Source organism: Rhodococcus sp. DMF-1, from assembly GCF_021441945.1.
GTDB classification, from domain to species: Bacteria; Actinomycetota; Actinomycetes; order Mycobacteriales; family Mycobacteriaceae; genus Rhodococcus; species Rhodococcus ruber.
In genome coordinates, this window is record NZ_CP090442.1 from 1,439,149 (window position 1) to 1,461,966 (window position 22,818).

Sequence of the window (22,818 nt, forward strand, 5' to 3'; positions counted from 1 at the left end):
CGCGGGCCGACTTAACGGGAAGTTAACGGACGCCGTCCGGGCAAAGTCGGCATTTCGCCCGGCGGCCGTACCGCCGCACGGCTACCGCGGCTCGGCTCGCTCCCGCACCAGGATCCACCGGTTGACACCGCCGCGCCTCCGGTACGACAACTCGTCCAGCGCCGCCATGGCGATCGCCAACCCGCGCCCCCGCTCGGCCAGCGCATCCGGCAGTTCGACGGCCTCGAGATCCACCCGGGCCGGCCGCCCCTCGTCGGTGAATTCGGCCTCGAGGCGCTCGGGGAGCGCACGCAGCTGCAGGCTCATCGACACAGCCTGCCCGAGGGCGGCGTGCTCGATGATGTTCGCCGCGATCTCGGCGACGGCGATCTCGAACGGGAAGCGATCCGCGTCCTCGACACGCCCCGCGGACATCATCTCCTCGATCAGTGCGTGCACCCGGGTGAGCGTGTCGGCGTCCGTGACGGTCGTCAGGGTCCAGGAGCGTGTGCCGTCGTCAGTCGCCATCGAACGCGGCGTCCGCGGAGTCGTAGGTGCGCAGCACCCGGTCCAGGCTCGTCAGCGACAGCACGCTGCGCACCTGGGCCGTAGGCGACGCCAGCCGAAGATCACCGCCGGCCTGCCGGGCGGCCTTGAGCCCGGACACCAGTGCCCCGAGCCCCGAGGAGTCGATGAACTCCGTGGCGGCGAGGTCGACGACCACCCGGGCGGACCCGCTGTCGACGAGGTCGCGCAGCTGTTCCCGCAGCCGTGGTGCGGCGACCATGTTCAGTCGGCCCTCGGGCCGCACCACCACCACGTCCGAGCCGGTGGTGCGGGTTGCGAAGTGCGTCATCCGTTTCCTTCCGTGTCGGGCCCGCGGTAGCGGACCGCCGGTATCACCACACTGAGGATCGCCAGGTCGAACAGCACCCAGAACAGGTTGACGCCGACGCCCAGCACCGAGCTCGCACCCAGATACAGGCGCACCACGCCCACCGCCGACGCGAGCACCAGCAGCACCATCGCCGCGATCTGGTAGCGCACCTTGCCCCAGGGCGGCCCGGCACGGCGCTGCCGCGTCTTCGGGGTCACCGCGAAGTCGAGGGGCTTGTGCAGATACACGTTGCGAAACGCCGTCCAGCACGCCTGGATCCACACCGGGAACAGCGCCAGACTGTACTGCTGCCCCCGCCAGGTCGGGGTGCCACGACTGACGACGACGAACAGCACCTGGTTCAACAGCAGGAACGGGACGAGCCGGCCGAAGAAGTCCCAGCTGTAGGCCTGCACGGGCAGGACTCCGAAGATCAGGTAGATCACCGGCGCGGCGATGTAGGCGAGGGCCGCGAATCCCGCGAGGTAGCTCCACATCGTCGCCCAGTACATCAGACGCTGCGCGATCGTCAATCCCCGCTGCACGAGCGGATTCTCACGCAACATCACCTGGATCGTGCCCTGCGCCCAGCGCAGCCGCTGGGTGAGCATCGTGCCCACGTCCTCGGGCGCGAGACCGTGCGCCAGCACCTCGTGGTGATAGACCGACTTCCAGCCCATCCCGTGCAGGCGCATCGACGTGGCCATGTCCTCGGTCACCGAGATCGTCGCCAGCGCCAGCGTCGGCTCCGCCTCGTCGTCGCGGCTGACGTCGACGGCGCGGATCATCGTGCGAATCGACTCGAGCGCCCCGAGCGGCGACCACTCGCGGTCGGCGAGGCGCGACAACGTCGTCTCGTCGAGCAGAACTCCGTCGGCGTCGGACCCGGGGGTGGCGGTCAGGGCGGCGATCGCCTCCAGGTCTGCGCGGATCGATCCGGCGTCCGCGTCGACCACGGCACGTGCGGCCTCGTCCACGCTCTGCTGGAACCGGTAGGTCACCTCGGCGAGCGGCTGTCCCTGCCGGACCGCCGCGCGGGCTGTGCGCACGGCCACCCGCACCGAATCGAGGGCGGCGAGAACCTCCGGCTGGTTCGCGCCGAGCTCGGATCGCGCCCGGTCGAGCACCTTGCCGGCCGTGCGCAGCGCCCGCACCACGCCCTCCTCGACGGCACGGACGTAGCCGGTGATGCCCAGCTGCATCAGCGCCTCGCGGCGCAGGATCGCGTTCGAACCGCAGAAGAATGCGGCATTCCAGCCGTCCTTGCCCTGCTGGATCGGGCCGTAGAACAGCGGGGCCTGGCTGCCCAGCGGATCGGACTCCGGCACGTTGACGAAGTACTGCGGCGTCTGCACCAGGGCCGTGCGCTCGTCCTGGAAATAGCCCAGGGTGCGGTGCAGGATCTCCGGGTCCGGCACCTGATCTGCGTCGAGGACGAGGATGAACTCGCCGTGTGTGTGCAGCAGGGCGTTGTTGAGGTTGCCCGCCTTGGCGTGGCGGGGCTTGTTCGTCCAGCTGGCCGCCCGCGTCATGTATCGGACGCCGAGTTCGGCTGCTGCACTTTGTAATTCGGGTCGCTCACCGTCGTCCAGGATCCAGGTCTCGTGCGGGTAGCGGATGCGCGCCGCGGCCTCGGCGGTCCGTGTCACCAGGTCGACCGGCTCGTTGTAGGTGGTGATGAAGACGTCGACGGTCAGCCCGTCCGGTGCGGCCGGCGGCGCGGCGCGCCGTCGCCACCGCCACATCGTGAGCCCGAACAGCATCGAGTCGATCAGGCTGTACGTCTCGGCGACGACGAGAGGCACCGCGATCCACCACGCGGACCAGTTGACGGAGAACAGCCAGCGCCACACCACGTAGTTCAGGCCGAGCAGTACCGTCGCGGCGATCAGGATCCGCAGGCCCGGCGACGGGTAGCGGTCCGCGCCGGCCGCACTCACGCGTCCTCGCAGCGACGCACGGCGACGACGGTGACGTCGTCCATCGGTGCGTTCCCCTCGGCCAGTGCCCGCGCCGCCCGGGTCAGGTCGTGCGGCGTCGCATGTTCGGCCACGAACCGGTACAGGGCCGCCCGGTCGCTGTGCTCGTCGAGCAGGTCGAGCAGCCCGTCGGAGCAGATCACCAGCGTGTCACCGGGTTCGAGGCGCGTGCACTGCGCCTGCCACGATGTCTCGCGGAGCACGCCGACGGGTAGCCCGGTGCCCGCCAGCGGCGCCACGGAGCCGTCCGTGCGGCGGATCGCGGCCAAGCCGTGCCCGGCGTCGACGTAGTCCACCGACCCGCTCGCGAACTCGACGGCGGCATGGAACACGGTGACGAAGGTGCCGGTGTGCTCGCAGTCGTCCGTGAGGTTCTCGGCCGCGGCGCTCAACGCGGCGCCCGTGTCCAGGACGCTGCATGCCTCGGCGTGGCTGAACCGCTCCATCACCCGGGACGCGCCGCGGAACGTGGAGCGCACCGCCGAGGACAGGATCGCCGCGCCGAGGCCCTTGCCCATCACGTCGGCGACGGTGACGACCAGTCCGCCGCGCAACAGATAGTGGTCGTAGAAGTCGCCGCCGACCACGAACGCCGGAATGCACACAGCCTGCACCTCGTATCCGGGCAGCCCGGTCAACGGTCGCGGCAGCAGCTGGGACTGCATCGCGGCGGCGCGATCGAGTTCGTCGGCGCGCTGCAGTTCCCGCTGCGCCCATTCGGCGAGTTCGGCGAACGCGTCGAGCTGGTCGGGTCCGAGTGTCCGCGGCTCGGTGTCGTAGATGCAGAACGTGCCGACGGGATGACCCGCCGGACCGTACAACGGGTAACCCGCGTAGAAGCGGACGCCGTCGTCGCCGCCGACCCCGGGAATGCCGGCGAACCGGGGATCGGCGGCGGCGTCCTCTACGATCAGCGTCGGATCACCGGGGTGACGGTAGATGCGCGCAATCGTGGTCTTGCACATGCTCTCCTCGCGCGGCACCTGCACGAGGTCGAGCCCCTGGAGGGACTTGAACCAGAGCCGGTCCCGGTCGAGCAGCGCGACACTCGCCATGGGCACCCCGAACACGTGCCGGGCCATGCGGGTGATGTGGTCGAACCGGTCCTCCGGCGGCGTGTCGAGGACCTCGAGCCGTTCGAGGTCGCGCACGCGCTCGTCCTCGAGGTCGTCGGGGATGTGCGAGGTGTCGGTCGTCATGTCAGCGCTGCCTCCGCTGCAGGGCCTCCGCCAGCGCCGCCGCCGATTCCGGGGTACTCGCCAGCCGCCAGTCGGTCTCCTTGTCGTGATCGAACCAGACGAACGCCGCGACGTCCGCTCGATCGTCGAGAAACGAGATCAGGTCGGCGACCCAGTCCGGCTTCGACCCGCCCACGTCGGTGCTGCCCACCTCGGTGACCGCGATCGGCTTGCCCGGCGCGATCCGGCCGAGTTCGTCGAGGGTCTCCTCGAACAGCTCCCGCGGCGACGTCCAGCGGCTCCACGGCTGCGTGGCGCCCCAGTTGTACCCGTCGACCCCGACCACGTCGACGTACTCCGCCCCCGGGTACAGGTCCGCGATCGCGCTGCTGCCCTCGAACGAGACGTTCGGAGCCCACACCCATTTCACGTTGGCCACCCCTTTCGACGCGAACAACTCGTGCACGTGACGCCACGCTGCGACGTAGACGTGCGGCGGTGTCCCCCCGGTCGGACTCCAGGGGTACCAGGTGCCGTTCGGCTCGTGCGCGAAACGCAGGTAGACGGTCGAACCCCACGCGGCGAGCTCGTCGGCCCAGCGGTAGAGGTAGTCGTCGTGCACGCCCGCCACGATCGACGCCATCGTGAACTCGCTGCGCTCGTACCGTCCGTCGCCGAGCCAGCGCCACGGCTCCCACGTGACGATCGGGTCGGCGCCCAGCCGCCGTACCGCGGCGAGTCCGGCGACGGGCGGCGGTGAGGCGAAGTCGGAGAACGACAGCACCACGGTCGGGGGAGTGCCCGCGATCTCGGCGACCCGTTCGAACTCGTCGACGGCGGTCGGGCCGCCGGGCGTACTCACACCGAATCGCAGGCACGCGCCCACCGGCTCGTGCAGCGGCGTGACCACGGCGCCGCAGTCGACGGCCGGCGCGCATCCCACGGCCGCCGACACCGCGACGGCGAGACCCGCCGCGACCGACGCCGGGCGAGCATGTCCGCTTCTCACCGTTCCACCCTCGCATCCCGGACGAACCGCCGCCGGGTTTGCGGCTTCTCGATGCGAGACGACCCGCGTCGATGCGGGGTTCCCGGATCCGTCGGCCGTGTGCAACACGATGCAACGCTGGCCGCACCCACCCCCCGTGCGGTGTGCTCTGAGTCACAAGCCGTTCAGGACGAGGAGCACGCAATGACCGACACACTGACCCCACCCGACGCCGCGCTCGCCGGACCGCAGGAACGGGTCGACGCCTGGCTGGCCGACTTCGAGGCCGCGCTGGCCGCGCGGGACGTCGAGGCCGCCGCGGGCATGTTCGCCACCGACAGCTTCTGGCGCGACCTGGTCGCCTTCACCTGGAACCTCAAGACCGTCGAGGGCCGGGAAGGCGTCGCCGACATGCTCCACGCGCGGCTGCACGACACCGACCCGAGCGGGTTCCGCACCACCGAGCCGCCCACCGAGGACGGCGGGGTCGTCAGCGCCTGGATCGCCTTCGAGACCGCGGTCGGCCGCGGCGTCGGGCACCTGCGGCTGAAGGACGAGGGTGCCTGGACCCTGCTGACCACGATGCAGGAGCTGAAGGGGCACGAGGAGAGCAAGGGTGTCCGCCGGCCCAAGGGTGTGCAGCACGGCGCCGACCGCAACCGCGTCACCTGGTCCGAGAAGCGCGAGGCCGAGGAGCGCGAACTCGGTTACACCACCCAGCCGTACGTCGTGATCGTCGGCGGCGGCCAGGGCGGCATCGCTCTCGGCGCCCGTCTGCGCCAGCTGGGCGTGCCCGCGCTCGTGCTCGACAAGCACGACCGGCCCGGCGACCAGTGGCGCGGCCGCTACAAGTCGCTGTGCCTGCACGATCCCGTCTGGTACGACCACCTGCCGTACATGCCGTTCCCCGAGAACTGGCCGGTGTTCGCGCCCAAGGACAAGATCGGTGACTGGCTCGAGATGTACACCAAGGTCATGGAGGTGCCCTACTGGTCCAAGACCACGTGCACCTCGGCGTCCTACGACGAGACGACCGGCGAGTGGACCGTGAACGTGGTCCGCGACGGCGAACCCCTCGTGCTGAGGCCGAAGCAACTGGTACTCGCCACCGGCATGTCCGGCAAGCCCAACATCCCGACCTTCCCCGGCATGGACAGGTTCCGCGGCGACCAGCACCACTCCAGTCACCACCCCGGACCGGACGCGTATGCGGGCAAGAAGGCCGTGGTGATCGGCGCGAACAACTCGGCGCACGACATCTGCGCCGCGCTGTGGGAGGTCGGCGCCGACGTGACGATGGTGCAGCGCTCGTCGACGCACATCGTCAAGTCCGACTCACTGATGGACCTCGGCCTCGGCGATCTGTACTCCGAGCGGGCCCTGGCCGCGGGGATGACGACGGCCAAGGCCGACCTGACGTTCGCGTCCCTGCCGTACCGGATCATGCACGAGTTCCAGATCCCGGTCTACAACGCGATCCGTGAGCGCGACGCCGACTTCTACGCCCGGCTCGAGAAGGCCGGGTTCATGCTCGACTTCGGTGACGACGGCTCCGGGCTGTTCATGAAGTACCTGCGCCGCGGGTCCGGCTACTACATCGACGTCGGCGCCGCCGAACTCGTCGCCGACGGCGAGATCAAGCTGGCCCACGGCGGCGTCCGCGAGCTCACCGAGAACAGCGTGATCCTCGAGGACGGCACCGAGCTCGAGGCCGACCTGGTGGTCTACGCGACCGGCTACGGCTCGATGAACGGCTGGGCGGCGGATCTGATCGGCCAGGACGTCGCCGACAAGGTCGGCAAGTGCTGGGGCCTGGGCTCGGACACCACCAAGGACCCCGGCCCGTGGGAGGGTGAGCAGCGCAACATGTGGAAGCCCACCCGGCAGGAAGGGCTGTGGTTCCACGGTGGCAACCTGCACCAGTCGCGGCACTACTCGCTGTACCTGGCGCTGCAGCTCAAAGCCCGGCACGAGGGGATCCCGACGCCGGTGTACGGGCTTCAGGAGGTCCACCACCTGAGCTGATCCCGGGAAGCGACGAGCCGCCGGCGCGCACGACGCGCCGGCGGCTCGGCGTGCCGGGGCCTGTGCCGGGTCAGGCGTAGTGCCGCAGGACGAACTCGGTCAGGCCCTTGCGGATGGTCTTGATCGCGTGCTTCTGTCCCTGCCTGAGCATGAAGCCCGGCACCGGGATCTTCGGGTCGGTGGACATCGTCACCCGCACGCACGTCCCGCGCTCGGTGCGCGTCAGGAGATACTCGCCGTCCTGGGAGTGCTGCATCTCGCTCTCGAGCAGCGTCCACGAGGTGGACTCCTCGGTCCACTCGTGCTCGATCACCTGTGTGTCCGAGATGCCGAACAGGGCGAGCGTCATGCGCACGACGCGGGGCCGGCCGTCGTCGTGTCGGGATTCGACCTGCACGTCCTTGTGAGAGGACGACCATTCCGGGATGCGCTCGATGTCGGTCAATGCGCGCATCACCTGCTCGGGCGTCGCCTCGATCTCGAACTCGTCTGACACCGATGCGGCCATATGCCTTCCCACTTCCTGGTCGATTCCCATGCCGGTGTTCCGGATACCCGCCTCGCGGACCCACGACACGTGTTCCGACGAACGAGTCCCCCGAATCGCTCTCGATAGTGACATAGATCACAAAACCGCCGTACGCTGGTCCAATGAGGCACGTGACCACCGGACCCCGGGACCTGCAGGTCGCCGTGGGCGACACCATCGAACTGCACCTGCCGGAGAACACCTCCCGCGACTACACCTGGTGCCCGACCCACATCGGCAAGGGGCTGCTGCTCAGCGACGTGCGATTCGTGCCGTCCCGGAATCCGCTGCCCGGAGCCGGCAGCGAGCGCATCCTCTACCTGCGCGCCAAGCGGGCCGGGACCTGGCCGGTGTCGCTGCAGCTGCAGCGGGCCGAGCACATGTCGGCGGACGAGCGGAGCATGACCGTCACCGTGACCTGACGGACCACCGCTCGTCGACCCCGGCCGGGTGCGGGTCGCCCAGGCTCCGGCAGTGCGCCAGGTAGCGCCGTGCCCAGTAGTGCACCGAGCGATGGTCGCCGGCCGCGGTGAGCCGGGCGAGGGCGCGGGTGCGGTCCACCAGCTGCTCGTGCAGTACCCGTTCCAGGATCGCCACCTGGCGCCGGTCGCCGGACGTCGCGATCTGCTCCACGCAGCGACTCAGGCGCGCAGCCCGCACCGACGCGCGCTCGGGCGGCGCGCCGCCCTCCCGGAGGGCCTGTTCCAGGGCGTCCCGGTAGCCGAGCGCGTACTCCAGTCGGTGGCGAAGCCCACCGAGCTCCACCGGGTCGCAGGTGCGTCGACGACGCGCCTCCAGTACCTCGACCTGCGTCCGCGTCAACTGCAGCACCGCCCGAAAATGCGTGGCCAACGTGCTCTCGTCCATCGTTCTTCCTCGCTCGCCCGTATCGTCACCGTCGAGCAAACCCGGTGGCGCTTAGCTGCGGCTTAGCGCGGATCGGCCACGATCGGGCGGGTACACCCGTTCGCGGGGACTACGCTGAAAGCCGTCCGGTCGCACAGGAGGCGAACGCCATGGCAGGACGTATCGTGCACTTCGAGCTGCCCTACGACGACGGTGACCGCGCCCGGTCCTTCTACCGCGACGCGTTCGGCTGGTCGCTCTCGGACGTTCCCGGCATGGACTACACCCTCGTCACCACGGGGCCCGTCGACGAGACCGGCTCCTCCACCGAACCCGGGTACATCAACGGCGGCATGTTCCGGCGCGACGAACTGAGAAGTCCCGTCGTGACCGTCGACGTCGAGGACATCGACGCCGCGCTGCAGAAGATCGAATCGCTCGGCGGGAAGACGATCTCCGCCCGAATGCCCGTCGGCGACATGGGATTCGCGGCGTACTTCTCCGACACCGAGGGAAACGTGATCGGGTTGTGGGAGTCGAGGCACGACTCGTAGGGGGCCGTCGCTTCGCGGCGTTCGACGAGCGCGGGTGGCATGGGCTTTCCTGGACGCCGACCGAGCACCGACCGCCGGTGGCGTCGAGGTGCTTCCCGAAGGACCGCCCCGACGCGGACGGGTGCTGGGCGCACTACAGCGGCATCGCCGCCGAGGGTTTCCGCACCCCGACCGTCGGGGCCGCCGTCACCGTCGACCGGGAACGGGTCGCCGATCAGGACACCTACCGGTACAGAGCGATCGAGCAACACCCCGGCGGTCACCGCTCGCCCGCATCGTTCACGGTGACGCGCGCCTGTCCAGGATCACGGACGCGGTCGTTGCGATCACCCGGTCGTGGTGGCCGGTCAGTGCGACGAGGACGTCCCGCGCCGCAGGTCCGGGAATCTCGGCGAGCGCCTGCGTGACGCGCAAGCGTGCGGCTGCGTCGAGCGTGCCGTCGAGCACCTCCTGCACGGCTCGGACGACGTCGACCGTGGACACCGATGCGGCGGCCAGTATGCCCAGAACCTCGGCGGCTTCGACGTCGGCCCGGCCCTCGACGACCATCTCCAGCAGGATCGGCACGGCCTCCCCGGCGCCCCGGGAGCCGAGGGCCACGGCGGCACGGTCGCGCACGGTGGTGTCGCTGTCGTCGAGTGCCTTCTTCAGCAGTGCGGTCGCGTCCGGGAGGTGCATCTCCGCGACAGCGACGATCGCCCGCCGCCGGACGTCGGCGTCTGCCGAGTCCAGCCCGGCGGCCAACTCCGCCAGCCCGGCAGCCCCGGCCCTCGCCAACGACCAGCGCAGCGCCCCGGCGACGTTCGGGTCGTCCTCTGCGAGCACTGCCTCGGCCAGGGCTTCGACGGGCAGCGCGGCGTTCTCGTGCTGTGACAGGACGGCCTGCTGACGGTGGGACCCCGACTCGGAGTCGAACGCGTGCAGCAGTGTGACGATGCGCAGGACGTCCTCCCACGCCTCCGGCGCGGCCGAATCGACCCGCTCGAGTCGCGCGAGCAGTTCCGTCTCGGCGGCGATCCGCGCCCGGGTGTGCCGGATCAGGTCGCGCACCAACTCGGCCGGCGCGAAGTCGAGTTCGTCCAGCGCGCGCTTGGTTTCGTGCAGTGACAAGCCCAGACTCCTGAGACTCTCCACATGGAAGAGGCGGCGGATGTCGTCGGTGGTGTACTCGCGGTAGCCGCCGGACGTGCGGCCCGTCGGCCTCACCAGACCCAGGCCGTCGTAGTGGCGCAGCATGCGAGTGCTCACGCCGGAACGCCGCGAGACCTCACCGATCAACATCCCATCACCTGCCGGCTCGGTCCGGTGCGGTGGCGGCGACCCGTTTCGCCAGCTCCAGCGACAGCGTGAACCCGCTGTCGGGATCGAGGCGGAGCCGTTCGGTGGCTTCCGCATGCGCCCGGATGCCGGGGTCGGAGCTCGCGGTGGCAGCTTCCAGGACCGGCACGGCCGCCTCGTCGAGCATCGCCAGTGCACGGCTGAGGCTGAGCTGCAGGTCGTGGTCGCCTCGTCCGAGTGCGATCCCCAGAGCCGCGGCGAGCCGGCCCTCGCTGCCGGCCGGCACGAGCGCGACAGCGGCCCGCCATGCGCTGCGGGCGACGTCGTCGTCTCCGTCGTGCAGCATCGTCGACACCGCAGGCCAGGCCTTCCGGTCGCCGATCTTGGACAGCGTGTGCAGGGCCTGGCTGCGGGCCTGCGCGGTGCCGGAGTCGAGTTCCTCGAGGAGTCTCGGCACGGTGACGTCGGCCGGGAGCCGGCACAGTGCCCACGTCAACATGTCGCGGACGAAGAAGTCCGGTTCGACGCCGCACCGGTCGACGAGGACGGTCGTGAGCCGCTCGTCGGCGACGGTGCCGGCCTCGAGCGCCGCCCGCAGACGAGTCGCCGGATCGTCACCGGTGAGGGCATCGACGAGGCGAGCATCCGGCTCGCCGTAGCTGGCTGTGTTCATGGGAAGCACCTCCTTCGCAGACCATTCGAGCGCTTGTCACAGTGTGAAGGTCAAGGGGCACGCTCGCCGGCGGGAGCATCCCCCTCGGTCACATCCGCCGTGTGTGGAATCGGAACTGTGCGTGGGCTGTCCGGCCCTGGGGTCACGGCTCGTTCACGCGGCGTGCCAGGTCGCGGTGCCCGACTGCACGGTGATGCTTGCTCCGTCGATGGTGACCGTGGCCGTGATGGTGCCCGCTCCGGTCTGTGCCGGCAGCAGGTCGGTGAAGGGGTCGGCGGTGCCAGTGACGCCGGTCGTCTCGTTGCGCCAGTGCACCGTGCACGGGCAGTAGTCGAAGTCCATGGTCCACCCGTGCAGCGGCGGAGTACTCGGATCGGTGCGCATGTATACCGCCGCGTTGATGAAGGGAGTGATATTGCCGACCGAGCCGGTGTTTCCGATGAAGATGCCCGGAATGTCGTGCACGCCGACGGTGCGGGTGAACGTCGACGCGGACGCGGTCGGGGCGGTGAGCACCGTCAGCCCGGTCGCGGCGGCGACGGTCGCGGTGACGGTGGCAAGGCGGCGCAGCGACGTGCGCAGCGGAGATCGTGTCAGCATGGTGCGGTCCTGTCTTGGCGGCGGGTATCCGGAGGCCGGAACAAGCGGGTACGGCGTCGAGGCGGCTCGAGGTGTGCTCGAGACCGGATGGGCGTGTTGGCGCATCGTCACTTCGCCGCGCGTCCTGGGTCAGCCGGCGCTGCCGGTAGCGATGGGGTTGTACGCCCATACCTGGCGGATGCTCTGGCCGGGGGCAGGAAGGGGACTGAGCCGGATCAGCGGGTTCGTCTGCCCGCCCGGGATGTGCTGGATGCAGTTGGCGGTCTGCCCGTGGAAGGACTGGCATTCGATCCGGTGTCCGGTGCCGTACGGGCTGAGAATCAGTGCCTTGTGCGCGTTCTCGCCGAACGCCCCGGGATCGAACGGGGTGACGAAGAATTCGGTCGCGTCGTAGCGCGGAGCGCCGTCCTGAGCGAGGGCGACCGCAGGCGCGATCGCCATGGTGGCGGCCACGGCCGCGACCGTGACTGTCAGAATTCGTCCGATCACTGCAGGGTCTCCTTCGCTCGGTACCGATCCGGCTCGTTTCATGATCGGGAAGGGCCGGTCCGGCGTTACGGGGTCCGGCGAGGCTGAACGTTGCGGAAGTCCCTGTGACACAACGCTCGCGGTCGACGAGGTGGCGGCACTGGCGGATTCGAGGATCAATGCCCTGAGGCGTTGTCGCAGTACCGAAAGGCGAGCTGGTGGTGAGACGGGGCGCGACAGTCACGGCGCGCTCGGACGGCACCACCATCGACGTGGTATTTCCGAATGTGAGGAGAATGAAGGTGCATGTCGCATGATCAATCCCCGGCTCGAGCACTTCCTGCTATACGAACTGTCCGACGACTGGATGCCCCTGGGATCGTTCGTCGCCCTGACGGAACGGATCACCCCCGACGACTGCTCGTCCGGTCGGGTCCTCGCGATCATTCGCGACCTGGCGGAACGCGGATTCCTCTGCCTCGGCGGCTGGCCCGGAGACGGTCGGCCGTGGGAGCCGTGGGACGTTCCACTGGACGAGGCAATGGACCGGATCGCGCACGGCTTCGACGGTGAGGTCGGCTACCTGGAGGCGTCCCCCCGTCAGGCGGCGACCACGGAGGTGTTTCGCGCGGCGATCACCGCCCTCGGCGAGACGCGGCTGCGTGAACTCGGCGATCCTTACGAGCTCTACGGCGACCCATGGTGGGACGATCCGAACATGCGCGCGGAGGGGGAGTTCCCGCCGTGGCAGGACTGAGCCCGAGCACCGTGCCCTGAGGCGGACCCGCTCGACGACCCTGGCTATCTGCCCGCAACAGGGTGCTCGAGGTAGGCGCGTTCGGTACCGAGTACGTTGCCGACTACCGCGTCGTAGATCGGATACAGCCGGGGACGCTTGCGTGCGATCAGCTTGGACGCGGTAGTGCGGCGGACGCTCGGCACGATGCGCAACGCTTGCTCGAGCTGCCACACCAGTGACGCAGGAATCATCTCGTCCTCCTCGTCGACGAGGTCGCGGTCCGGCCGCGGTGGGCAGCGCACCGAACTCATCGCGCTGTTCGGCGACGCCGTAGGGGACGGGCGTCTTGCGCAGCAGCGCCTCGAGTCAGAGACGTCTGTTGCGATACCCGTCGGAGCCGTCGGCCACCACCTGAGCCTTCGCCGGATCGAGCACCTCGATCCGGTCCAGATTCGAGTAGAACGCGGCGGTGCTGTCGGCGACGAGTTCCGACAGGCCCCGCGCTCGGACGAGCCACCCGTCGGAGCCCCCTCGGCCTGGGTGACCAGCCACTCCTCGTCCCGCACCACGACGATCGAGCCGGGGGCGACGTCGAGTTCCGCCGCGTCCACTACCGGCGACTCGGCGGAACTCGACGTGGCGCTCAACTCGGATACCCGCTTTCTGGTGTGATCGACAAGGACCGGTCCGTTGCGAGGAATGATGCCGGCACCCTCCTCGGCGCCGCGTGCGCCCGGTCGGGGACGGACGGTGTCGTCCTCCCCGCGCTGTCCGGTCGGTGGGTGGTCGCCGCCGTGTCGATCGCTGCTCGCGGGCCGGGCTCGTCGTGTCGGTCCACCTCACCGACCTCGATCAGTTCCGCCCCTACGATGTCCCGCAGTGTCTTGGAGTTCCTCAGATTCCGGAGGTACGTCATCTGGGCCCTGGTGCCCTTGGCCAGGCCGTGTTCGTTCCGCGCCTTTTGGAGCGCGTCGACGATCCGGTGCCGGGATTCCTTGTCGCTCCGGAGCCAGGATTCCCTGAGCGTGGGCCACGCCTCGCGAACGAATTCGACTGTGGGGCGGGCGCCGTAGACCGTTCGCAGCGCGTCGGCCGGGCCTGCATCGGGGTCGTAGATCTCGAGGAGCGCATCGCTCAGGTCCCGAAAAAGCACGGGTAGGAGGTTCGACCACTTGAACTTGAACCTGGGCGCCGCAACCTCGAGCTTCCGCGTGAACCGTTGTCGGACTTCGGTCCGTCCTCGGACGACCCGAGTGGAACGCACTTCTCATCGCGGGACTCGCAGGACACGTTAACTCCCGGCCGGCGGCGGCTGTGCCGCTGGTGGTCGGGGACGACCGTGAACACACCCCAGCGCGGTGCCGACGAGGTATTCGGCGAGAACGCCTCGCATCGCGTTGCCGAGCAGGTCCGAGTACGCCCACGCCCAGAAGTCCCGCAACTGTTGCCCGAGGAGGCGCCCGGACTCGTGCAGCGGTTCGTTCCCCGCCTTCGGGACCGTGGGCGTTGCGTCGAGGCTCGGTACATCCATTCCGCGACACTTCCACACGGCGACACTTCCACGCAGCTCCCGTCCGGACCGGTCCGAACTGACAGAATCCGTTCCCGTCGCGGCGACCGCCGTCGCACCCGAGTGCCCGAGGAGCCCCATGTCGAGTCGCACAGCCGGTCTCAGCGTCGTGTCGGTCGCCGCGATTGCATTCCTCGCCGGATGCGCGCAGACCCAGGACGGGCAGCCGGTGGCCGAACCGGCTACCGCGACGTCCTCCCGCCAGGCACCTGTCGGCGGGTCGGTGGCGGCCACGACGGCGGACGAGCAGCCGTGCGATCCCGCCGTCGACCTCGACGCGCCGGAGGTGTTCGCGGTGATCGAGCAGCTGCCCCCGCCCCAGCAGATCCCCGACGCGACATGGCTGCGGGCGTACAACGGCAACTACAACCGCTGCAGCGACCTCAGTTACGCGCAGGTCGGCATCGTGGGGGCGACCGGGTCGTCACCGACCCACCTGCTGCTGTTCCACCGCGGCGAGTACGTCGGCACGGCCACGCCGTGCGCGCTGAACCCGGCGGTGGTCGCCACGGCCTTCGACTCCCTCGACGTCGAATACACCTACCCGCGCGAGGGCGAGCCGCACGCGGCCGCCACCGGGTTCGCGGAGCTGACGTTCACGTGGACCGGCGGTGAGGTCGTCACCGAAGGACGGCTGCCGGACGAGTACCTGGAGTCGACGGGGTGCGACGAAATGCGGTGACGCCGCCCGGCGATGCGGGTGCGCCGGGATCGGCGCGGACGTCGGTACGATCACGGCAAGTTCGGGACGCCACCCCCGGGGCTTCCCGACGGAACAGACAAGGCAGGAACGATGGCAGTCGCCCCCATTCCCGTGGACCAGCGCGTGATCGGCATCGATTCGCGACGCTTCGCCTCGATCGAGAAAGCGCTCGTCGAGCTGATCACCAACAGCGACGACAGCTACTCGCGTCTGGGCAACGGCGGCGCCGCAGCCGAGGCCCGCATCGACATCACCTACGAGCGCCACCAGTCGGGTGCGGTCCTGCAGGTCACCGACCACGCCGAGGGGATGCCGTTCGACCAGGCCGCCCGCATCCTGGCGTACGGGGGCGCGCACAGTCCGCTCTCGCGCGGCGAGGGACACGGCCGCGGCTACTTCGGCCGCGGCCTCAAACAGGCCGTGTTCGGGGTCGGCGCCGGGACGCTCGAGACCGTCAGGGACGGCCGGTTCACCCGCATCGACCTGTTCCGCGGCGAGAACGGCGGCTACCTGTACGACGACCACGGGGGCGACCGGCCCGTCGAGGACGACGACCGGGCACGCCTCGGTCTCGACGGCAACGGCACCCGGGTGACCCTGGTCGTGGAGAACCCGCACGTGGTCATCTCCCGGTTCCAGACCGTGGTGCAGGCACTGTCCGACAACGTGTATCTGCGGGAGGTGCTGTCGCGGCGCACCGTCGAGGTGGTGCACGTCGCCGGCCGGCGGGAGATCCAGCGCAGCGGCAGGGTGCTCTTCGACGAACCCCCGGCGGTCGTCCTGATCGGTCCCGAGGCGCCCGGCAGTTTCGTCTACGAGGGCACCGAACACAGCTTCACCCTCACCGTGAAGCGGGCCAAGGGCGTCGAACTGACCATGTCGGGCGACGAGCGCACCAACGGCCTCGTCGTCGTGTCCGGCCTCGCCGTGCTCGACTGCCAGTTGTTCGCGTACGAGAACCAGGTGGGCGCCGAGTACCTGTTCGGCACGGTGCGCTGCGAGGCGTTGATCGAGCGGCTCGGTCGGGGCGAGCCGGTCGTCAGCGACGAGCGCGAGGGCCTCAACGAGAAGGATCCGTTCGTCGCCGCGTTCGCGAAGGCGGTCAGCGCCCGGCTCACCGAATACGTTCTCGCCGAACGGGATCAGCTCACACGCCTCGAGCACGCGACGACCTCCGGGACCACCGCGCACATGATCGACCGCCTGCTGCACCGGATGAGCGAGTCCGCGATCCGGGACCTCGGTCTCGGCCCGTCGCCGGCCTCGGCGCCGCCGGCGGCAACCGGAACGGAGGACGCGGTCGTCCTGCAGTTCACGACGCCGTTCTACTACCGCCGGCCCGGCCACCCGTTCCACGTCACCCTGGAGGTCGACACCGAGCGCCTTCCCGGCGACGACCGGCTGACGATCTCGTACACGCTGCCCGACTCGCTGCGGATCGACCCACGGCCCACCGAGATCGCCGTGGAGCAGAGGACCGGTGTGCAGCGGCTGGAATGGACCGTCGTGGGCGACACACCCGGGGAGCGCGGCGAGATCATGGTGCGGTCCGGTGCGTTCTGGGCGTGGTGTGAGATCGTCGTCGCCGAGGACGCGCCGTCGCCGCACCATGTCCCGCGGCCGCACCCGGCGCCGCCTCGTCCGGTGCAGCGCCGGCGGGTGTCCCGGGACCACGGCGAGGACATGTTCGTCGGCTACGACCTGCGTTATCTCGGGGACGACGGTGGACGCGCCGTGTACGACCCCGAGCATCGCACGATTCTCATCAACACCGGCGATCCCACCGTGCAGCTGTACCTCGACGGCCGGGGCCGGTTCCGGGACTCGGCGCGGCTGCTGCTGGCCGAGTTGTTCCTCGATGTGATCGCCGGCGAACTCGCACGACGATCCCTCGAGAACAGGGGCTTGCAGGACGACGTCCACGCCTACACTGCGACCAAGCAGAAGATCGTCCGCCGCTACGGCGCGCAGATCCACAAGTCGTTCACCTGACCGGGATTCGGGGTGGTGCCGTGACGAACGCACGCGGGTCGGTGGGGAGCCCTTCGGCGGACGCGATGCTCGACGTCGCGTTCGCGGAGGCCCGGCTGGGCCTCGCCGAGGGCGGCATCCCGATCGGCGCGGCCCTGTTCGCCGCGGACGGGACCCTGCTCGGCCGCGGTCACAACCGGCGCGTGCAGGAGGACGACCCGTCGCTGCACGCCGAGATCGCCGCCTTCCGGTCCGCGGGCCGCCGCCGCGACTACCGTGCGACGATCATGGTGACGACGTTGTCACCGTGCTGGTACTGCAGTGGCCTGATCCGGCAGTTCGGGATCGGCGCGGTGGTGATCGGGGAGAGCGTCACCTTCACCGGCGGCCACGACTGGCTCGCCGAGCACGGCGTCGAGGTGACGGTGCTCGACGATCGACGCTGCATCGACATGATGACGACGTTCGTCGCCGAGCACCCGGATCTGTGGCACGAGGACATCGGCGCCGCGCCGGCCGGGTAGGGGCGCTCACCGGGCCGGCGGCGGGGGAGCGGACGGTGCACAGTCCTCGACGGTGCTGCGGGCCAGTTCCGCGACGAAGTCCGCGGCGGTGCGGGACATCGCGAGCGCGCGCCGCTGCCGTCGCGCGCCGTTGCCCCGGCGCAGGATCCGCCGCACGGACGCGCGGGTGGACGTGAAGTCGCCGGTTTCCTCGAGGCCGGGTCGCACGTGTGCGAGCAGCGAACCCAGTAACCGGGCGGCAGGGACGGGCCGTTGCGTCAGCGGGTCCATTCCGTGTCCGTCGATGCCCTCGTGGGCGGCGCGCCAGCACGCGGCCTCGAGCCGCTCGGCCTCGAGCCGGGGTGCCGGGTCCCCGCGATGGACCGCGGTGAGTGCGGTGGACACGAGCCCACGGACGAGTGCGGCGGCGGTGACGGTTTCCTCGATCGTGGCGGGCACGTCGCAGATCCGGATCTCGAGAGTGGGCAGGTGCGGTGAGAGCCGGATGTCCCAGTAGACCATCGCGGGGTCGAGGACGACGCCGGCGTCGAGCATCATCGCGACGACGTCGTCGTAGTGCCGAGCCGACCGGAAGTAGGGCGGCGGCCCGCCGCTGGCCCAGCGCCCCCACTGGATGTGTCGCCAGCTCGCGTAGCCGGTGTCGGCGCCGGCCGTGACGGACGAGTTCGCCGTGAGCGCGAGCAGGGCGGGCAGCCAGGGCCGCAGGTGATTGCAGACCTGCACGGCAACCTCGCGATCGGGGACGCCGATGTGGACGTGGCAGCCGCAGATCACCTGGTCGGTGACCGCCCCGAAGTGCCGGGCCATCCGCCGGTACCGGGCGGCGTCGGTCAGCGCCCCCGGCGGGGTGGTCTCCAGTGGAGGTACGGCCGCCGCGAGCAGGCGGGACCCGGCGCTCGCGGCGGCGGCCGCCGCGACCGCCCGCGAGACGCGCAGTTCCCGGCGCAGCTCGTCGATCCGTGTGCAGACCGAGGTGGCGGTCTCGACCTGGCAGCGCGACAGTTCGAGCTGAAGGTCGAGCCCGGCGTCGCGGGCACCCGCCACGACGGCCGCGCTGTTGAGCCGGGGCCGGCCGGAGTCGGCATCGACGAGCAGCAACTCCTCCTCGACGCCCATGGTCAGCATCCGGACATCGTCGCGGTCGGATCCGGCACGTCGAGGCACCGTGGACGTCATCGTCTCCTCCAACCGGGCCGCCGACACAGCTCGGCAGGACCGTGGCTCCAGCCTGGCACGTCACCCCGGCGGGCGGGACGGAAACGGCAGCGGAATCAGGCGGCGCCGACGGAGTGGAGTCCACGTGCCCACTGCTGCAGCGGCCGGTCCCCGAGGGCGATCGCGAGGGATTCGAGGGTGTGGAGCCGGTCGGCCAGCTGGTCCGCGAGGACGTGTTCGAGGGCGACGACGCTGCGCCTGTCCGCCGACCCGGCGATGGTGGCGATGCAGTCGCTCAGCCGCGCTGCCCGGGACGACGATCCGGTCGCAGAGGTCGTGCGCGAATGCAGAATTCGTTCGAGCGCGTCGCATCGTTCGGAAACGTGGCGGATGTCCGCCGCAATGTGCCGCTTCGCCCTCGGACGTGTGCTGTGCGCGTGGCGGATTTCGAGGATGCGCAGTTGCGTGCGTACCAACTGGTGTACGGCCCGGACCTGGTCGTCCAGTGCGTTCGAATTCGTGTTCATCGGGTTCCCTCGCCGTATTCGATGGTAGTCCCTGCGCCACGACGATCCGGCGCATATCGGAGAAACGCGACCTTTCGGCTCCGGGTGGCGCATCCCGGATTCGGGCCGGATTCGAGAGAATTCGGACGGCGATGTCGAGAACCCGCGACCGACTCCGTCCCCGAATCGAATGCGACCACAATGGGTCGCACCAGCACCGAGGAGAACACGATGGCCAAGTACCTGCTGCTCAAGCACTACCGCGGCGCCCCGGCTGCCGTCAACGACGTGCCCATGGACCAGTGGACGCCGGCGGAGATCTCGGCCCACATGCAGTTCATGCACGATTTCGCGGCCCGGCTCGAAAAGTCCGGCGAGTTCGTCGACGGTCAGGCACTCGCCCCGGAGGGGGTGTTCGTGCGGTACGACGGCGAGGGCCGGCCCCCCGTCACCGACGGCCCGTTCGCCGAGACGAAGGACCTCATCGCCGGCTGGATGGTGATCGACGTCGACAGTTACGAACGCGCCGTCGAGCTCGCCGGCGAGTTGTCGGCCGCCCCCGGCGCCGGGGGAAAGCCGATCCACGAGTGGCTCGAGGTGCGCCCCTTCCTGACGGCACCGCCCAACGTGACGGAGTGACCGTCCGGTGAACGAGCTCGAACTCCGCACTCTCGTGCCCAGCGTGCTCGGAATCCTCGTCCGCCGCGGAGCAGATTTCGCGGCGGCCGAGGACGCCGTGCAGGACGCGCTCGTCGAGGCGATCCGCACCTGGCCGGCCGACCCACCCCGGGACCCGAAGGGCTGGCTGATCGCGGTGGCCTGGCGCCGGTTCCTCGACGCCGCCCGCACGGACGGCGCCCGCCGGCGCCGCGAGGACCTCGTCTACGCGGAGCGAAGCCGGCCGAGCGGCCACGGCGCCGAGCCGGCGCCTGTTCCTGCGGTGGACGACACTCTCCAGCTCTACTTCCTGTGTGCCCACCCGTCGCTGACGCCGTCGTCCGCGGTCGCCCTCACGTTGCGTGCCGTCGGCGGACTGACCACCCGTCAGATCGCCCGCGCGTATCTGGTGCCCGAGGCGACCATGGCGCAGCGCATCAGCCGGGCCAAGCGCACCGTCTCCGGGGTGCGGTTCGACCGGCCCGGCGACGTCGCCACCGTGCTGCGCGTGCTCTATCTCGTCTTCAACGAGGGGTACTCCGGCGACGTCGATCTCGCGGCCGAGGCCATCCGGCTCACCCGGCAGCTCGCCGCCGCGATCGACCATCCCGAGGTGGCGGGGCTGCTCGCTCTCATGCTGCTCCACCACGCCCGGCGCGCCGCCCGGACGGCACCCGACGGCAGTCTGGTGCCCCTCGCCGAGCAGGACCGCAACCGATGGGACACCGAGTCGATCGCCGAGGGTGTCGAGATCCTGCAGGCGGCGCTCGCCCGTGACCGGCTGGGCGAGTTCCAGGCCCAGGCGGCCATCGCGGCACTCCACGCCGATGCCCCCAGCGCCGAGGAGACCGACTGGGTGCAGATCGTCGAGTGGTACGACGAGCTCGTCCGGCTGACCGACAACCCGGTCGTCCGGCTCAACCGTGCGGTGGCCGTGGGTGAGGCGGACGGGCCGCAGGCCGGCCTCGCCGCGCTCGCGGCGCTGGACGACTCGCTGCCCCGCTATAGCGCGGTGGCGGCGTACCTCCACGAGCGTGCCGGCGACCCGGCGACGGCGGCGCGGTTGTACGCCGAGGCAGCCCGGAAGGCTCCGAACCTCGCCGAGCGTGACCACCTGACCCGCCAGGCGGCCCGGCTCAACGCCCGGGTGCGCCGCTGAACGGGAGAGGCCGCTGAACGGGAGAGGCCGCTGAACGGGAGAGGCCGCTGAACTGGGTGGCGGTACCCGGGTGAGCGGCGGGGGCGGGCCATGCTCGCATCGCGGCGGCGCGAGCTCAGTCCTCGGGCAGGGGAGCCGACCACAGCACACGGGTGCCACCGGTGGCGAGCGCGGCAGCGGCGAAGGTGCCGGCGGCGTCCTCCGCCCGGGAGGCGAGGTTGTGCAGTCCACTGCGCGCGACGGTGGCCGGAAGACCGATGCCGTTGTCGGTGACGTCGAGGGTGAGGTAGTCGTCGACCGACACGGTGACGGTGACGGTGTCCGCGCCGGAATGGTGCACCACGTTGCTCATCGCCTCCCGCAGCACCGCCTCCGCGTGGTCGGCGAGGGGACCGGTGATGACGTTGAGCGGCCCCGACATGCGCACCACGGTGCGCAGGCCCGCATCGGCGGTCTGTTCGGCGACGATGTCCTGCAGGGCCTGGCGCAGTTGCCGGCCGCTCTCCGGCCCGCTGTGCAGGTCGAAGATCGCGGTGCGCACATCGGTGATGATGCTCTGCACGTCGTCGATCATGTCGGCCAGGCGCCCGCGGATCTCCGGGGAGCGGGTGCGGGCATGCGTGCTCTGCAGGTTCAGGCCGTGGGCGAACAACCGCTGGATGACATGGTCGTGCAGATCCCGCGCAATCCGGTCCCGGTCGGCGAACACGGTCAGGGAATTGAGTCGCCGCTGGTCGTCGGCCAGCTTCAGCGCGAGCGCCGCCTGGTCGGTGAAGGACGTGGCGAGGAAGAGCTGACGGTCGTCGAAGGGTTCCCGACCCGCGGTGCGAACGACCGACAGCACCCCCGACACGGTGTCGGCCGAGGCACGCAGGGGCAGCAGCAGCGCCGGTCCGTGCCGGTCGCCGTCGCCGTCGAACTCCGTGACCTGGAGCGGTCGCCCGCCCCGGTACACGACCCCGGTCGCGGTGCCCTCCACCCGGATCCGTTTGCCCTCGAACGCCGCGGGGTCCGAACCGGCGTACGCGGTGACGACCAGGGCCGAGACCTCCTCCGGCGGCACGTCGGTGTCCTCGGGCTGGGCGATCTGGACGTGGTCCGCCTCCGCCAGCACCAGCGCGCGCCGGGCGATCAGGTCGAGCACGTCCTGCGGGGCGGTATCGGCCAGTAGTTCCGCCCGGATCTCGCTCGTGGCCTCCTGCCAGCGCTGCCGCAGCCGGGCCTCCTCGAACAGGCGCGCATTGTCCACCGCGATGCCCGCCGCGGCCGCGAGGGCCTGCACGATCACCTCGTCGTCCTCGGTGAAGGACTGGCCGTTCGCCTTCTCGGTGAGGTAGAGATTGCCGAACACCTCCCCGTGCACCCGGACCGGGACACCCAGGAAGGTCCGCATCGGCGGGTGGTGGTCCGGGAAGCCGGACGAGGCCACGTGCTGGGCCAGGTTGTCGAGACGGATCGGTTTCGGTTGCTCGATCAGCAGCCCGAGCAGGCCGTGACCGGTGGGGAGGTCGCCGATCGACGCGCGAGCGTCCTCGTCGATGCCCTCGTACACGAAGTTCTGCAGTCCGTCGCCACGGCGATTGAGCACGCCCAGGGCGCCGTAACGACAGTCCACGAGTTCGATGGCCGCGTGCACGATGCGTGCGAGCGTCGCCTCGAGCTCGAGGCCGGACGCGACCGTGAGCACGGCCTCGAGCAGCCCGTCGATCTGATCGCGCGCGACGATCACCTGGTCGATGCGGTCCTGGACCTCCGCGAGCAGCTCCCGCAGCCGCAGTTGGGACAGCGTGCCCGAGAGCGACGGTTCCTCGTCGGCAGCCATCGCTCACCCCTTCAGTGGATCCCGGGCCCCGGGCCCCG

At 70.2% G+C, this 22,818-nt stretch carries 27 protein-coding genes; 9 read left to right on the forward strand and 18 right to left on the reverse strand.

Annotation, left to right across the window (positions count from 1 at the left end; translation table 11 throughout):
• Positions 1 to 81: 81 nt before the first annotated feature.
• The 5 genes from LZP97_RS06720 to LZP97_RS06740 are packed head-to-tail and all read right to left on the reverse strand — an operon-like array spanning position 82 to position 5,022.
• Positions 82 to 507: an ATP-binding protein gene (locus LZP97_RS06720; protein ID WP_010595210.1), complete on the reverse strand. Its 426-nt coding sequence runs from the start codon at positions 505 to 507 to the stop codon at positions 82 to 84.
• Positions 497 to 835 (reverse strand): STAS domain-containing protein, encoded by a 339-nt coding sequence (locus LZP97_RS06725; RefSeq protein ID WP_010595209.1) that lies wholly within the window; start codon positions 833 to 835, stop codon positions 497 to 499. Before LZP97_RS06725 ends, LZP97_RS06720 begins: the two co-directional genes overlap by 11 nt.
• Positions 832 to 2,796 (reverse strand): glycosyltransferase, encoded by a 1,965-nt coding sequence (locus LZP97_RS06730; protein ID WP_010595208.1) that lies wholly within the window; start codon positions 2,794 to 2,796, stop codon positions 832 to 834. Before LZP97_RS06730 ends, LZP97_RS06725 begins: the two co-directional genes overlap by 4 nt.
• A complete protein-coding gene (locus LZP97_RS06735; RefSeq protein WP_010595207.1) occupies positions 2,793 to 4,034 on the reverse strand; it encodes a PP2C family protein-serine/threonine phosphatase in 1,242 nt (413 codons plus the stop codon). The genes LZP97_RS06730 and LZP97_RS06735 overlap by 4 nt, the downstream gene beginning before the upstream one ends.
• A 1-nt stretch (position 4,035) precedes the next feature.
• Positions 4,036 to 5,022 (reverse strand): glycoside hydrolase family 26 protein, encoded by a 987-nt coding sequence (locus tag LZP97_RS06740; protein ID WP_017681691.1) that lies wholly within the window; start codon positions 5,020 to 5,022, stop codon positions 4,036 to 4,038.
• A gap of 183 nt (positions 5,023 to 5,205) precedes the next feature.
• Here LZP97_RS06740 and LZP97_RS06745 point away from each other — a divergent pair, with 183 nt between their 5' ends.
• Positions 5,206 to 7,026 carry an NAD(P)/FAD-dependent oxidoreductase gene (locus LZP97_RS06745; RefSeq protein WP_017681690.1) on the forward strand — a complete coding sequence of 607 codons (1,821 nt, stop codon included), beginning with the start codon at positions 5,206 to 5,208 and terminating at the stop codon, positions 7,024 to 7,026.
• Positions 7,027 to 7,096: 70 nt separating this feature from the next.
• Here the strand turns inward: LZP97_RS06745 and LZP97_RS06750 are convergent, their stop codons facing one another.
• Positions 7,097 to 7,534 carry an SRPBCC family protein gene (locus LZP97_RS06750; RefSeq protein ID WP_017681689.1) on the reverse strand — a complete coding sequence of 146 codons (438 nt, stop codon included), beginning with the start codon at positions 7,532 to 7,534 and terminating at the stop codon, positions 7,097 to 7,099.
• Positions 7,535 to 7,677: 143 nt separating this feature from the next.
• Here LZP97_RS06750 and LZP97_RS06755 point away from each other — a divergent pair, with 143 nt between their 5' ends.
• Complete coding sequence (locus LZP97_RS06755; protein WP_017681688.1) at positions 7,678 to 7,977, forward strand: protease inhibitor I42 family protein; 300 nt, start codon at positions 7,678 to 7,680, stop codon at positions 7,975 to 7,977.
• Here the strand turns inward: LZP97_RS06755 and LZP97_RS06760 are convergent.
• Entirely contained in the window at positions 7,964 to 8,422 is a 459-nt protein-coding gene (locus LZP97_RS06760; RefSeq protein WP_017681687.1) for a hypothetical protein, read from the reverse strand. The genes LZP97_RS06755 and LZP97_RS06760 overlap by 14 nt on opposite strands.
• Positions 8,423 to 8,571: 149 nt before the next feature.
• On the opposite strand from LZP97_RS06760, the gene LZP97_RS06765 reads away from it, so the two are divergent.
• On the forward strand, positions 8,572 to 8,955 hold the full coding sequence (locus LZP97_RS06765; protein WP_017681686.1) for a VOC family protein: 384 nt from the start codon (positions 8,572 to 8,574) through the stop codon (positions 8,953 to 8,955).
• A gap of 279 nt (positions 8,956 to 9,234) precedes the next feature.
• Here LZP97_RS06765 and LZP97_RS06770 read toward each other — a convergent pair whose 3' ends face one another.
• From LZP97_RS06770 to LZP97_RS06785, 4 genes are all read right to left on the reverse strand, one after another.
• A complete protein-coding gene (locus tag LZP97_RS06770; RefSeq protein ID WP_010595199.1) occupies positions 9,235 to 10,236 on the reverse strand; it encodes a MerR family transcriptional regulator in 1,002 nt (333 codons plus the stop codon).
• Positions 10,237 to 10,240: 4 nt separating this feature from the next.
• Positions 10,241 to 10,906: a HEAT repeat domain-containing protein gene (locus LZP97_RS06775; RefSeq protein ID WP_048774352.1), complete on the reverse strand. Its 666-nt coding sequence runs from the start codon at positions 10,904 to 10,906 to the stop codon at positions 10,241 to 10,243.
• Positions 10,907 to 11,059: 153 nt separating this feature from the next.
• Positions 11,060 to 11,506, reverse strand: coding sequence for a hypothetical protein (locus LZP97_RS06780; RefSeq protein ID WP_010595197.1), 447 nt, complete (start codon positions 11,504 to 11,506; stop codon positions 11,060 to 11,062).
• A 129-nt stretch (positions 11,507 to 11,635) separates the two neighbouring features.
• The gene (locus tag LZP97_RS06785) at positions 11,636 to 11,995 is read right to left on the reverse strand and encodes a hypothetical protein (protein ID WP_010595196.1); all 360 of its coding nucleotides are present in this window, start codon (positions 11,993 to 11,995) and stop codon (positions 11,636 to 11,638) included.
• Positions 11,996 to 12,287: 292 nt separating this feature from the next.
• Between LZP97_RS06785 and LZP97_RS06790 the strand changes: the two genes are divergently transcribed.
• On the forward strand, positions 12,288 to 12,731 hold the full coding sequence (locus LZP97_RS06790) for a hypothetical protein (RefSeq protein WP_010595195.1): 444 nt from the start codon (positions 12,288 to 12,290) through the stop codon (positions 12,729 to 12,731).
• Positions 12,732 to 12,775: 44 nt separating this feature from the next.
• Here the strand turns inward: LZP97_RS06790 and LZP97_RS06795 are convergent, their stop codons facing one another.
• From LZP97_RS06795 to LZP97_RS06810, 4 genes are all read right to left on the reverse strand, one after another.
• Complete coding sequence (locus LZP97_RS06795; RefSeq protein WP_010595194.1) at positions 12,776 to 13,024, reverse strand: DUF6308 family protein; 249 nt, start codon at positions 13,022 to 13,024, stop codon at positions 12,776 to 12,778.
• A 55-nt stretch (positions 13,025 to 13,079) separates the two neighbouring features.
• A complete protein-coding gene (locus LZP97_RS06800) occupies positions 13,080 to 13,265 on the reverse strand; it encodes a hypothetical protein (RefSeq protein WP_026137988.1) in 186 nt (61 codons plus the stop codon).
• 91 nt (positions 13,266 to 13,356) lie between these two features.
• A complete protein-coding gene (locus LZP97_RS06805; protein ID WP_017681685.1) occupies positions 13,357 to 13,866 on the reverse strand; it encodes a hypothetical protein in 510 nt (169 codons plus the stop codon).
• Positions 13,867 to 14,004: 138 nt separating this feature from the next.
• A complete protein-coding gene (locus LZP97_RS06810; RefSeq protein ID WP_010595193.1) occupies positions 14,005 to 14,244 on the reverse strand; it encodes a hypothetical protein in 240 nt (79 codons plus the stop codon).
• Between the two features lie 118 nt (positions 14,245 to 14,362).
• On the opposite strand from LZP97_RS06810, the gene LZP97_RS06815 reads away from it, so the two are divergent.
• The 3 genes from LZP97_RS06815 to LZP97_RS06825 all read left to right on the forward strand — a co-directional run bounded on the left by LZP97_RS06815 (position 14,363) and on the right by LZP97_RS06825 (position 17,481).
• Positions 14,363 to 14,965, forward strand: coding sequence for an LppP/LprE family lipoprotein (locus LZP97_RS06815; protein WP_010595192.1), 603 nt, complete (start codon positions 14,363 to 14,365; stop codon positions 14,963 to 14,965).
• Between the two features lie 111 nt (positions 14,966 to 15,076).
• The gene (locus LZP97_RS06820) at positions 15,077 to 16,978 is read left to right on the forward strand and encodes an ATP-binding protein (RefSeq protein ID WP_048773568.1); all 1,902 of its coding nucleotides are present in this window, start codon (positions 15,077 to 15,079) and stop codon (positions 16,976 to 16,978) included.
• A gap of 65 nt (positions 16,979 to 17,043) precedes the next feature.
• Complete coding sequence (locus LZP97_RS06825) at positions 17,044 to 17,481, forward strand: nucleoside deaminase (RefSeq protein ID WP_010595190.1); 438 nt, start codon at positions 17,044 to 17,046, stop codon at positions 17,479 to 17,481.
• A 6-nt stretch (positions 17,482 to 17,487) separates the two neighbouring features.
• Here the strand turns inward: LZP97_RS06825 and LZP97_RS06830 are convergent, their stop codons facing one another.
• Complete coding sequence (locus tag LZP97_RS06830; protein ID WP_048773587.1) at positions 17,488 to 18,657, reverse strand: carboxylate-amine ligase; 1,170 nt, start codon at positions 18,655 to 18,657, stop codon at positions 17,488 to 17,490.
• Positions 18,658 to 18,752: 95 nt separating this feature from the next.
• Positions 18,753 to 19,163 carry a hypothetical protein gene (locus LZP97_RS06835; RefSeq protein ID WP_017681682.1) on the reverse strand — a complete coding sequence of 137 codons (411 nt, stop codon included), beginning with the start codon at positions 19,161 to 19,163 and terminating at the stop codon, positions 18,753 to 18,755.
• A 210-nt stretch (positions 19,164 to 19,373) separates the two neighbouring features.
• Here LZP97_RS06835 and LZP97_RS06840 point away from each other — a divergent pair, with 210 nt between their 5' ends.
• Positions 19,374 to 19,781 carry a YciI family protein gene (locus LZP97_RS06840; protein ID WP_026137985.1) on the forward strand — a complete coding sequence of 136 codons (408 nt, stop codon included), beginning with the start codon at positions 19,374 to 19,376 and terminating at the stop codon, positions 19,779 to 19,781.
• Positions 19,782 to 19,788: 7 nt separating this feature from the next.
• Positions 19,789 to 20,958, forward strand: coding sequence for an RNA polymerase sigma factor (locus LZP97_RS06845; protein WP_017681680.1), 1,170 nt, complete (start codon positions 19,789 to 19,791; stop codon positions 20,956 to 20,958).
• A gap of 115 nt (positions 20,959 to 21,073) precedes the next feature.
• Here LZP97_RS06845 and LZP97_RS06850 read toward each other — a convergent pair whose 3' ends face one another.
• Complete coding sequence (locus LZP97_RS06850; RefSeq protein ID WP_048773566.1) at positions 21,074 to 22,780, reverse strand: sensor histidine kinase; 1,707 nt, start codon at positions 22,778 to 22,780, stop codon at positions 21,074 to 21,076.
• Positions 22,781 to 22,818: the final 38 nt, after the last annotated feature.